This window comes from Acinetobacter sp. 766875 (genome assembly GCF_000582055.1).
GTDB classification, from domain to species: Bacteria; Pseudomonadota; Gammaproteobacteria; order Pseudomonadales; family Moraxellaceae; genus Acinetobacter; species Acinetobacter nosocomialis.
In genome coordinates this window covers 84010-95805 of sequence record NZ_JEXX01000003.1, presented here as the reverse complement: position 1 = coordinate 95805, position 11796 = coordinate 84010, and the positions used below count along the sequence as shown (strand labels likewise).

Here is an 11796-nt window from a genome sequence, read left to right as displayed (position 1 = left end):
ATTTTTTACTCAACTAGCAAAAATGAATAACTTCTTTGTTTCGCTTGCGGTGATTTTACCAGTATTCTAGCCAACTGATAACCCTTATTTAATTTTGTGTTTCCTTATTATAAAAAATAATATAAATCATTGTCAGAAAACATAAAATTGCTCTATTTATACATATATTAAGGTTTCTTAATGTTTAGATCTCCTGGTTTTACTATAGTTGAGCTCTCTATAACCCTCGTAATTCTTGTGATTATGTCAGTTATAGCCATTCCTTTATACCATCAATTTATGGCATCTGTAGAATTAAAAAATACTTCGCGTGTACTCACAATTCATATACAAAAAGCCAAATCGGACGCAATTATTCAGCATAAGAACATTGTTCTGTGTCCAAGTTCAGATCAGGTAATCTGTAATACAGATTGGAATAAACACTTAATCAGCTTCGTAGATAGTAACCGCAATCTACAGCATGATTTAAATGAAGAATTATTAACCTCTATAGATCTTAACCATACTTATGGTTCTATGAAATTACAACGTTTTGGTAAAAAACAAAATAGTATTATTTTTCAAGGAAGCTCGGGACTTCCAATCGAGTCTAATGGTAGTTTTATTTACTGTTCTTATGATCAGCTTAAAAATTTTAAATTAGTTCTTAGCAAAATGGGGCATGTACGTGTCGAAGAATTAAAAAATTGTTAGAACTCTACAGTCTAATGCCGAGACCAATACATCCCTCATTTTGCAATATACTGCTTAAGTTTTAATGTTTTCTTAATTTGAGATAAAGAACAATCGGAGATTACAACAATGACTGACATCGTAATTGTTAATGGTGCTCGTACTGCTATGGGTGGTTTTCAAGGATCACTATCTGATCTAACTGCTCCTGAACTAGGTGCAGTAACAATTAAAGAAGCAATCGCACGAGCAGGCTTGCAACCTACTGATGTCGAAGAAGTCATTATGGGTTGTGTACTACCTGCGGGTTTAAAACAAGGCCCTGCTCGTCAAGCGATGCGTAAAGCTGGTTTACCTGACTCTACAGGTGCAGTGACGATTAATAAGCTTTGTGGGTCAGGCATGAAAGCCGTGATGCAAGCAGCAGACATGATCAAAGCAGGCAGTGCTGAAATTGTGGTTGCAGGTGGTATGGAGTCAATGACTAATGCTCCTTATGTATTGCCCAAAGCACGTGCTGGTTACCGTATGGGTCATGGCGAAATTAAAGACCATATGTTCTTCGACGGTTTAGAAGATGCTGAAACGGGTCGTTTAATGGGTTCATTTGCTCAAGATATGGCAAATACACGTGGCTATACACGTGAGCAAATGGATGACTTTGCCATTCGTTCTTTAAAACGTGCTCAAACTGCAATTACTGAAGGCTATTTCAAAGATGAAATCGTCCCTGTTACTGTCTCTACACGTAAAGGCGATGTGATTGTTGACCAAGATGAACAACCTTTAAATGCGAAGATTGATAAAATTCCTTCACTTAAACCAGCTTTTGCAAAAGACGGTACAATTACCGCAGCAAATGCGAGTTCTATTTCTGATGGTGCTTCTGCATTGGTGTTAACATCAAGTGAAGTTGCAGCACAACGTGGCTTACAACCGCTTGCTAAAATTATTGCGACAGCTTCAAATTCTCAGCATCCTTCAGAATTTACCATCGCTCCTGTGGGTGCTATCGAGAAAGTTCTTAAAAAAGCTGGGTGGAATGCTCAGGACGTTGACCTTTGGGAAATTAATGAAGCATTTGCTATGGTTACCATGTGTCCAATTGATGATTTCAAACTTGATGCAGAGAAAGTAAATATCAATGGGGGGGCTTGTGCCCTAGGTCATCCGGTAGGTTCTACAGGTTCTCGCATTATTCTTACACTTATTCATGCGCTTAAACGCACTGGCGGTAAAAAAGGTATTGCCGCACTTTGTATTGGTGGTGGTGAAGCAACAGCTGTTGCCATCGAAATTCTTTAATTAAAATCTGTTTAAAATCCCACTTCGGTGGGATTTTTTATGAAAAATTTACAAAAAAAGACCCACAAAATCACTTTTAAGTTTTAACTTATTCCTTTAAACGAAAACAACAATGGACAATAACAATGCAACTCAATCACTATCTCAATTTCCAAGGTCAGGCAGAACAAGCCTTTAATTTTTATAAATCGGTCTTTGGTGGTGAATTTGCTATGCTGAGCCGTTATAGCGACATGCCACCTAACGAGGGTGTAACATTATCTGAAGCCGAAAAAAATTTAGTGCTGCACGTTTCTCTACCGATTAATGAGTACACAGTACTCATGGCATCAGACACTATCGATCAATTCTGTACCCCGAATAGTGTATTTACTAAAGGTAATAATCATTACATCGCAATCAACCTTGAAAAAGATGAGCAAGAAAAAGCAAAACAGCTGTTCGATGCTCTATCTGTAAATGGACAAGTTGAAATGCCATTAGAAAAAACTTTCTGGGGTGCATTATACGGTGCATTTACCGATCAGTTTGGCATAAAGTGGATGGTTAACTGTCAGCTTGATACATAATATTTTTTAAGATCAGCCCCTTATAGAGACACTTACTATTTCTATAAGGGTCTTAAACATTAATATTAGAATACTGCGCAATAATCATTAAACCAACGGTAATAAAACCTATACCTACCCATCCAGCTACATCAATATTCTGCCCAAGAAAAATCTTTGCAAGAAAAGCAGTTGCTAATACACCTATTCCAGACCAAAGCACATATAAAATTCCCGCCTGCATATATTTCAAAGCAATAGCTGCACATGCAAAAGACCCAATATATAAAACTAGAGCAATTCCTTGAGCAGTTTTATTAACTAATCCATTGCCTTTAGCCGAATAAAATGTTGAGAGCACATCTGTCGCAATAGCAAATATTAACCACCAAGCACCAGGATTTATTTTTGAAATTAAGCCTAACATTCTTATTCTTCATTCATTTATTAAAAAGTAATTATAAAAAAAGCTGAACCTAAGTTCAGCTTCTTCATTCAAAATTATTTAAGCACCAGTTTGATAACTTGCTTGCGGTACGGCTGTTGAAGCTTGGTACGGGTTGGTAAAGTCTTGCAAACCAGCTGCCGCCTCTTGCACATCTTTACCTTCTTTAATTACAAAACTATCAAAACCTGAGCGCTTTAAGTAGTTTAAGACATCCTTAAACACATCGCCAGTTGCACGCAGTTCACCTTGGAAACCTTGACGACGTAATAACGCTGCAAATGAATATCCACGACCATCACCAAAGCCAGCAAACTCAATAAAGATCGCATCGAGTTCGCTAAGTGGGAATGTATGATCTTCTGGTGAATCGCTCACAGTCACATACAAAGCTTTTTTGCCTTGAACATTAGTTAATTGATCGAGTTGAGCTGTTGTTACAACAACATCACCTTGAGGAACCACACCATCTTCAGCAATGATTTGATAAGTATTGTCTGCAATCGTGCCGTCTTTATAAAGCACTGGTAGAGCTGTATTAAGCATATGCACGCTCCTTAAATGGTTGAATTCCTACACGGCGATATGTATCGACGAAACGCTCACCTTCAGTACGTAAATCAAGATAAGTATTTAATACTTCTTCAATAACGTCTGGAACAGCATCTGCTGCAAATGATGGGCCTAAGATGTCACCGATAGAGGCATCATGGTCTGAATTACCACCTAATGTAATTTGGTAGAACTCAGCGCCTTTTTTATCTACACCTAAAATACCGATGTTACCCACGTGGTGGTGACCACAAGCATTCATACAACCAGAAATATTTAGATCTAAATGACCAAGATCATAAACTTTGTCTAAGTCTTCAAAACGACGTGTAATCGCTTCAGCAATTGGAATTGATTTCGCATTTGCAAGTGAGCAGAAATCACCACCCGGGCAACTAATAATATCGGTAATAAAACCAATATGTGCACGTGCCATATTGTGTTGTTCAAGCGCTTGCCATACATCAAACAAATCTTTTTGAGGCACATCTGCCAAAGCAATATTTTGTTCGTGAGTGGTACGAAGCTCACCGAACGTATATTTATCAGCAAGATCTGCAATAAAATTCATTTCTTCGGTGGTCATATCACCCGGTGCGATGCCTGCACGTTTTAGAGAAATCGTAACAATACGATAGCCTTTCACTTTATGTGCATGCGTGTTGATATTGAACCATTGTTTGAATTTTGGATGCTCAGCGAATAAATCCGTGAAATCTTCATCTGCCAAATCTTGATAATCAAACGGAGTGAACTCTTCATCCAGTTTTTTCAAGATTTCTGGCTGAATTTTTAATGCTTCACGTGTGTGTTCAAATTCAGCTTCAACTTTCTGTGCAAATACTTCAGGCGTTAATGCTTTAACCAAGATTTTGATACGCGCTTTATATTTGTTATCACGACGGCCATGCAAGTTATAAACACGTAGAACAGCTTCTAAATAAGCAATTAAATCTTCACGTGGTAAAAACTCACGAATGACACTACCGATGATTGGGGTACGGCCTAAACCACCCCCAGCCATAATTTTATAGCCAATTTCACCTGCCTCATTACGCACGATATAAACACCAATATCATGGAATGCAGTTGCTGCGCGATCTTTTTCTTCAAGTGCAGAAACAGCAATTTTGAACTTACGTGGCAAGAATGCAAATTCAGGGTGGAATGTACTCCACTGACGAATCAATTCACATGTTGGGCGAGGGTCTGCAATTTCACCAGCAACCACACCCGCATATTGGTCAGTTGTCGTGTTGCGAATACAGTTACCACTAGTTTGAATAGCATGCATTTGTACAGTTGCAAGTTCTGCCAAAATATCTGGCACATCTTCAAGTGCAGGCCAGTTTAACTGAATGTTTTGACGTGTTGATACGTGTGCATAACCACGATCATATTTTGTTGAAACTTCAGCAACTTTACGTAATTGTTTTGAATTCATTAAGCCATACGGCACAGCAATACGCAGCATAGGCGCATAACGTTGCACATATAAACCATTTTGCAAACGTAATGGACGATATTCATCTTCAGAAAGTTTGCCAGCTAAATAGCGTTCAGTCTGATCACGGAACTGAGCAACTCGTTCATTAACCAGCTGCTGGTCGAAATCGGTATATAAATACATGGCGTATGGCTAGTAGATTCATTATTAAGGCGGATAGCATAGCGAGCTTTTATTCATCAATAAAATGCTTTTTTTGCATATTTAATAACGATTTTATTGATAAGCTTATATACATCGATATAAAAAAGCCCAGATAAATCTGGGCTTTTTTGATAGCAAACGTTTATTTGTTATCTGGCAATGCATAAGCCACTAAATAGTCGCCCATTTTTGTACCAAATGAACCATGACCACCGGCCATGATCACAACATATTGCTTACCGTTGATTTCATAAGTCATTGGTGTTGCTTGTCCACCTGCTGGTAAACGTGCTTCCCATAATTTCTTACCATTCGTGACGTTAAAGGCACGGATGTAGTTATCTTGAGTTGCACCAACAAACATAACATTACCGGCAGTAGAGATTGAACCACCTAAACCAGGAACACCAATTTTAACAGCTGGTAATTGGAACAGTTTTGGTAAGCTATCACGGATAGTACCAATACGTTTTTTCCAAACGACTTCATGAGTTTTCAAATCTACGCCAGCCACATATCCCCAAGCTGGTTGTTTACAAGGTAAACCAAGCGGAGATAGGAATGCGCTGATTTCTACACCATACGGTACGCCATACATTGGCTGAACACCTTGCTCAGTACCTGCACCTTTTGCAGTTTGCGCACGGTTTGGATCAGCAGGAATTAGACGACTTACGAATGGCAAGCCAATCGGATTCATGACAGCAACCTGACGATCAGGGTTAACTGACATACCGCCCCATTCAAACACACCCAAGTTACCAGGGAAAACTAAAGTACCGTTTTCAGATGGTGGTGTATAAATACCATCGTAATTGAGACGTTTGAATGACACACGACACATGAGCTGATCAAGCATTGTCGCACCCCACATATCTTTATCAGTCAATTTATCTTGTGGTGCCAAGTTCAAGTCAGAGAATGGCTGAGTTTTTGAATAATGTTCGCCTTTAGTCTGTGGTCCGCGTTTAACTGTTTGTGGAACTGGTTTCTCAGTTACAGGAACAATTGGCTGACCATTACGGCGATCAAGAACAAAGGCATTACCTGTTTTAGTCAATACATAAATTGCTGGAACAGTTTTACCAGATTTGTCTTTAATATCTGCCAAAGATGGTTGTGACGGTACGTCCATATCCCATAAGTCGTGATGGGTTGTCTGGAAGTTCCAAATCAATTTACCAGTTGAAGCATTAATCGCTAACATAGAGTTCGCATAACGTTCTTTCAACTCGGTACGGTCACCACCCCAAATATCTGGAGTACCTACACCTGTTGGAACATAAACGATATCAAGTTTGGCATCGTATGCTAAAGGTGCCCAAGCATTTGGAGAGTTATGAACAAATGTTGTACCTTCACCTGGCATAGCATTTGGATCTGCTGCGCCAGTATCAAATACCCAAAGAAGCTTACCAGTGTTCACGTCATATCCACGAATCACACCAGATGGCTCTTTATTTGAATAGTTGTCTGTCACAGAACCAGCAATAACTACTGTTGAACCTGTCACAACACCAGGAGATGTTGGGTTATAACCACCTGGATAAGCATATGGCATAAACTCTTGTAAGTTCACTTCACCATTTTGACCAAAGTCAGTACATGCTTTACCAGTGTCAGCATTCACAGCCACTAAGCGCCCGTCATTAACTGGAACAAAGACTTTACGTGGACATTGTGTAGAACTAGATTTCTTGCTTTGGAGACTCGTTGCAAACTCAGTAGTATTGTTTGCATCGTAGTACATTACACCACGACAAGTTAAATGCTGGAACGATTTATCTGTTTTAAGTTTAGGATCAAAACGCCATTTCTCTTTACCAGTAGCCGGATCAATCGCAATTAATTGTTGGTGAGCCGTACAGATAAACATGTTATTACCAATTTTAATTGGCGTAACCTGATTGGTTGTTTCACCAGAATCATTATCTGTTTTGAAATCACCAGTACGTAGTGTCCATGCTACTTTCAAATCTTTGACATTTTGGTCATTAATTTGTTTGAGCGGAGAATAACGCTCACCAGCTTGAGTACGACCATAAGCTGGCCAATCACTCTCTGCTACACCTGGAACGGCTTGAGCAGTTTCTGGTTGAGGAGTTTTGATCTCACCATTAATTTCTTGTGGATCGTTGAAGATAGAATAAACCATCAACACGATTGCAATCGCTAAAGTTGAAGATAAGGCAACTTTACTTGATCCAAGGTTGTTGATTCCACGAGTCACTGCCGGAACCAATAACCATAAACCAAGAATACCTAAAATATCTAAACGAGGTGCAAGCGCCCAAAAGTCTGTTCCAACTTCCCAGACACTCCAGATAATAGTACCTAGCATTAATGCAGCATAAACCCACAAAGCAGTTGAAGCGCGCTTGTAGAGTTGCCATGTAACAATGAGAAGTAAGACTCCAGCTACAATGTAGTAAATTGAACCGCCTAGTGTAGCGAGCCAAATACCTCCAATTAACAGGAATAACGCCAATAACCCAATAATGATTACGGTAAATGTCGTTAATCCTGATCTTGAAGAAGGTTGATTCATAAACCACCTCTTATCAATCATCATTTTTATCGGAAAGATGTGCCAAAAACCTTATAGAAAAATGGCATCACCAATACATATAAAACAAAATTCAGGCATAAAGAAAAAAACGGAAGGTCTGGATACTTCAATCAATGATTTAGCCCTCGACAATCCGTTTTTCGGAATAATTACTTAGAATACGGTTGAGAATTTAATACCGCCTACCCAAGTGTTATCACCATTTTTTAATGCACCAACATGACGAACATATTGCACATTTGGACGAATAGTTAGCCAGTTAGTGGCATGAATACCATAGTAAAGCTCGGTATTGTATTCAGTGTCGTATTCTTTGGCTTGAATATCGCTCCAGTCATCATTGATATGAATACGAGCAACGCCAAGTGCCAACTCATCTTGTGGACGTTGATTGAGCAAACCTTTGTAGACTAAGCCTACATTTTGCATGTTATCAACTTTATTAGTATCTGAATCGTGGAAAGTAAGGTTCACAAAACCTGTTAAACCGCGATCAGTTTGATCAGCTGGCTGGAATAATTTTTGTTTCGCAGTTACCCAAACACCTTGCTTATGAGATGTTTTGGTTGGATTAGTAATTTCCTCTGCATCAGCAGTGCTGTAGTAATAACCTAAACGGTATTCACCAGGCATGCTTTGCACGCCTAATTTAGGTGACCAAACGACCTCTGCCGGAATAATTGCACCGTGAGAACCATCTGTGCTTAGGTTGAAACCTTTGCCACGCTCCAGGTTCTCTGGGTTATATTCATATACACCAATTTGCGTATATAAATCGGGTTGCACATTATATTTAACACGCATTGCCCATTGGCTAACTGGCCAGTTATACCACTGATCGCCTACCCAGTTACCCACTTGTGAACCACAGAGGGCCAAGTTCTGGAAGTCACAGTCAAAGCTATTAAAGTCTTCACCTTCACCAAAACGACCAACTTTTACATCTAACTTCTGATCAAGGAATTTTTTCTTAATCCACAAGTCTGTTAAACGCCAAGTTTGCTCACGCCCCCACACTTCTTGTGCAGAACTAATGTGTCCAGCTAAAGCTGGAGAATGTTCAGAAAGCGATTGCCCATCACGATAAGTTAAAGTGATTTGAGCTTCAGTATCTTGCCACCCTAAAATTTTACCTAGGTCCAAATGCGAACCTAAAGCAAGTTGCCCTGTATAAGCGCTACCGTGTGTAGAAGTATTCTTTGAATCTAAAATACCGGCGTATTCACCGGTATATCCAAAAGAAAAATCATAACCTTGTGCTTGTAACGCTGTACGTTGCCCGTTCCAATCACCCAACATCCAAGAACTATTTGGGTCAAATGCAGCAGCAGCTTGTGCATGCTGAACAAAAAGAGTAATTGATAAAACGGATAAACAGGAAACCATCAAAGATTTATGCGTTTTCATGTTTACGAACCTTTTATGTCTTTGTTTATAAAGGTTACGCTAATTTTATGTAAAGAAATTATTCAAAATGTTAATCAATTGATTAATCAGATAATAATCTTAGTACTTACTGTATAAGAAATAGCCCTCTAACCTTACCACTGCCCCTCGCCAACCTTTTGACCTACAAAGGAATATCGCATTTGGGAACGTGAGAACTTAATTGGGCATGCAATTTGAGGTTCTGTATCTGCCGTATTATTTTGCAAAGGTACATTCACAATCCATCCACGTTGTTGTGCTAACGGTGAATTTAAAGCCTCACTTAAACTCAATACAGGCTCTACACACACATCAAGATTTGCAAAAATTTCATGCCACTCTTTAAATGTTTTGGTTTTAATTTTTTCTTGAATGGCTTGTTTAACTTCCTGTCGATCTTCGGCATCTAATGAAGCGCCTTTTTGCAATAACACAGGTAAATCTAATGCAGCAGATAAGCCAGCCATAAACTGCGGTTCAAGACTGCCAATCGAAAGATAACGACCATCTTGAGTCATATAATAGTCATAGAAAATACCTCCATTAAGCATTCCCTTTTCTGGCGCCTGTTCAACTTGTCCTGCAAGCGTAGCTGACGCAGCCATACTATTTAGACTCGCCACACAATCCGTCATGGAAATATCAATATATTGGCCTATACCACTACGGCTGCGCTCAACGACCGCAGCCAAAATCGCAATAACTGCATGTAATGATCCACCTGCAATATCGGCAACCTGAATGCCAAGCGGTGGTGGACCACTATCTTGTCGGCCACTATATCCAGAAATACCTGCTAAAGCTAAGTAATTAATGTCGTGTCCAGCTCGATCTTTGTAGCTTCCTGTTTGTCCATAACCTGTAATTGAGCAATAAATTAAACGCGGGTTAATTTCTGCAAGCGTTGCATAGTCCAATCCTAAACGGCGCATGACATCTGGTCGAAATTGTTCTATGACAATATCAAACTCGGAAATCTTGGCTTTTATCAGATCAATACTGGCAGCATCTTTTAAATCGAGAACAATCGACTGTTTATTTCGGTTTAGATAACTATGTGCAGTCGCCTGTCCATTGGCATATGGCGGCATTATCCGAATGAGATCTGGACGTGATGGTGATTCGATATGGATGACTTCTGCCCCCATATCGGCCAAATACATTGTGGCAAAAGGTCCAGGTAAGAGCGTCGAGAAATCGAGAACTTTAAGTCCATTTAATGCTGTCGTCATCGTATTTTTAACCACTATTATTCGAATTTTCTTTTATATTAGTTAAGCAAATATTCTAAAACAATGTCATGTTCAGCCATTTACCTTGATCATTTCGGCAATTTAACATGTAAAAAGTGCTTTTACACTGTTGTAAATCGCCAATTTATTTTTTTAGACGGTCATTTAGGTCAATTTAAAGTGAACATCAAAGAGACTGAAGGATTCAATATGAGTCGCGATACGATTAGCATCCACTTCGTGAATGCGGCTTTGACAGGCGTAAAACGCCTTGGCATGGATGTCGAGACGTTACTTTCACATGTGGGTATCGAAGCGGAACTATTACGTCAACCTAAAGCTCGAATCTCACCAGAACAATATACCCGTTTTATAAAAATGTTATGGATGGTCACACAAGATGAACACGTCGGCTTTGATGTACAGCCGCGTCGTTTGGGCACTTTTGCCATTATGTGTCAGTTGATTATTCATGCAAAAACCTTGGGCCAAGCCCTTGAACTCTCATCTCAGTTTTATAAATTATTTGGTGATGAATGGTCAGTAACGCTAGAGCGTGACAAACACGAAGCGCGTTTAGTACCTCTCATTCCAAAAACATTAGATCCAGATCATTTCATTACTGAAAGTATGCTCATGATTTGGCATGGTTTGGCATCTTGGCTGATTGAACGCCGCTTACCATTAGAACGTGTTCATTTTAGCTATCCGCGCCCTGCACATGCAGATGAATATGATGCTTTATTCTTTGCGCCAGTTATGCAGTTTGATGCACCACGTACTGAAATAACCTTTGCAGCTGATTATCTTGATTTACCAATCCGTCAAGATGAAAAAACGCTAGAAGAGTTCTTGAAAGCAGCCCCTGCTCAGCTTTTAGTAAAATTCAAGAACACCAACTCGCTGACTTCTCGTATTCGTGACGTACTCAAGAGTCAAATTGGTGAAGAAATGCCAACGCTTAACGACGTTGCATCAATGCTGTATTTATCTCCGCAAACTTTACGCCGCCGCTTAGCTGCTGAAGGTAAAAGCTATCAAGGCGTAAAAGATGCTCTACGTCGTGATGCTGCGATTCACTTGTTGCTCAACCCTGAATTAACACTTGAAGATGTCGCTCAACAGGTAGGTTTTAGTGAAACCAGTACATTCCACCGTGCATTTAAAAAGTGGACTGGTGTAACTCCTGGCTTATATCGCCAACTACACGGTTACCACTAAGTCTTATATCTCTTTATATTCACATCTAGCCCAAGTTCAACTTGGGCTTTTTTTATATCTCTATTGGCAAAAATCATCACCTGACTGGTGCGCTTATCGTCATTGCGCTCGCTATTAAAACCAGTACACTCAAAGCACAAATAAATTTTAAGCAATAAAAAAGGAACTGT

The 11796-nt window shown here is 39.5% G+C and carries 10 protein-coding genes; 4 read left to right on the top strand and 6 right to left on the bottom strand.

Going from position 1 to position 11796, the window contains the following annotated elements; all coding sequences use genetic code 11:
• Window positions 1–180 precede the first annotated feature (180 nt).
• The 3 genes from J576_RS04535 (at window position 181) to J576_RS04525 (ending at window position 2549) form a co-directional block, all read left to right on the top strand.
• Complete coding sequence (locus J576_RS04535; RefSeq protein WP_025467915.1) at window positions 181–696, top strand: GspH/FimT family pseudopilin; 516 nt, start codon at window positions 181–183, stop codon at window positions 694–696.
• A gap of 108 nt (window positions 697–804) precedes the next feature.
• Window positions 805–1980, top strand: coding sequence for a thiolase family protein (locus J576_RS04530; RefSeq protein ID WP_002051130.1), 1176 nt, complete (start codon window positions 805–807; stop codon window positions 1978–1980).
• A 125-nt stretch (window positions 1981–2105) separates the two neighbouring features.
• Window positions 2106–2549: a VOC family protein gene (locus J576_RS04525; protein ID WP_002051396.1), complete on the top strand. Its 444-nt coding sequence runs from the start codon at window positions 2106–2108 to the stop codon at window positions 2547–2549.
• Between the two features lie 52 nt (window positions 2550–2601).
• On the opposite strand, the gene J576_RS04520 is transcribed toward J576_RS04525, so the two are convergent.
• From J576_RS04520 to J576_RS04495, 6 genes are all read right to left on the bottom strand, one after another.
• Window positions 2602–2955, bottom strand: a complete 354-nt coding sequence (locus J576_RS04520; RefSeq protein ID WP_002051463.1) for a DMT family transporter — start codon at window positions 2953–2955, stop codon at window positions 2602–2604.
• A gap of 78 nt (window positions 2956–3033) precedes the next feature.
• On the bottom strand, window positions 3034–3519 hold the full coding sequence (locus tag J576_RS04515; protein WP_002051429.1) for a DUF934 domain-containing protein: 486 nt from the start codon (window positions 3517–3519) through the stop codon (window positions 3034–3036).
• Complete coding sequence (locus J576_RS04510) at window positions 3512–5155, bottom strand: nitrite/sulfite reductase (RefSeq protein ID WP_004712033.1); 1644 nt, start codon at window positions 5153–5155, stop codon at window positions 3512–3514. Before J576_RS04510 ends, J576_RS04515 begins: the two co-directional genes overlap by 8 nt.
• Before the next feature lie 163 nt (window positions 5156–5318).
• Entirely contained in the window at window positions 5319–7724 is a 2406-nt protein-coding gene (locus tag J576_RS04505; protein WP_002051504.1) for a glucose/quinate/shikimate family membrane-bound PQQ-dependent dehydrogenase, read from the bottom strand.
• Between the two features lie 174 nt (window positions 7725–7898).
• Window positions 7899–9131, bottom strand: a complete 1233-nt coding sequence (locus J576_RS04500; RefSeq protein WP_079377139.1) for a carbohydrate porin — start codon at window positions 9129–9131, stop codon at window positions 7899–7901.
• 155 nt (window positions 9132–9286) lie between these two features.
• Window positions 9287–10405: a CaiB/BaiF CoA transferase family protein gene (locus J576_RS04495; RefSeq protein ID WP_002051167.1), complete on the bottom strand. Its 1119-nt coding sequence runs from the start codon at window positions 10403–10405 to the stop codon at window positions 9287–9289.
• Window positions 10406–10615: 210 nt separating this feature from the next.
• Here J576_RS04495 and J576_RS04490 point away from each other — a divergent pair, with 210 nt between their 5' ends.
• Complete coding sequence (locus tag J576_RS04490; RefSeq protein ID WP_002051267.1) at window positions 10616–11626, top strand: AraC family transcriptional regulator; 1011 nt, start codon at window positions 10616–10618, stop codon at window positions 11624–11626.
• Window positions 11627–11796 lie beyond the last annotated feature (170 nt).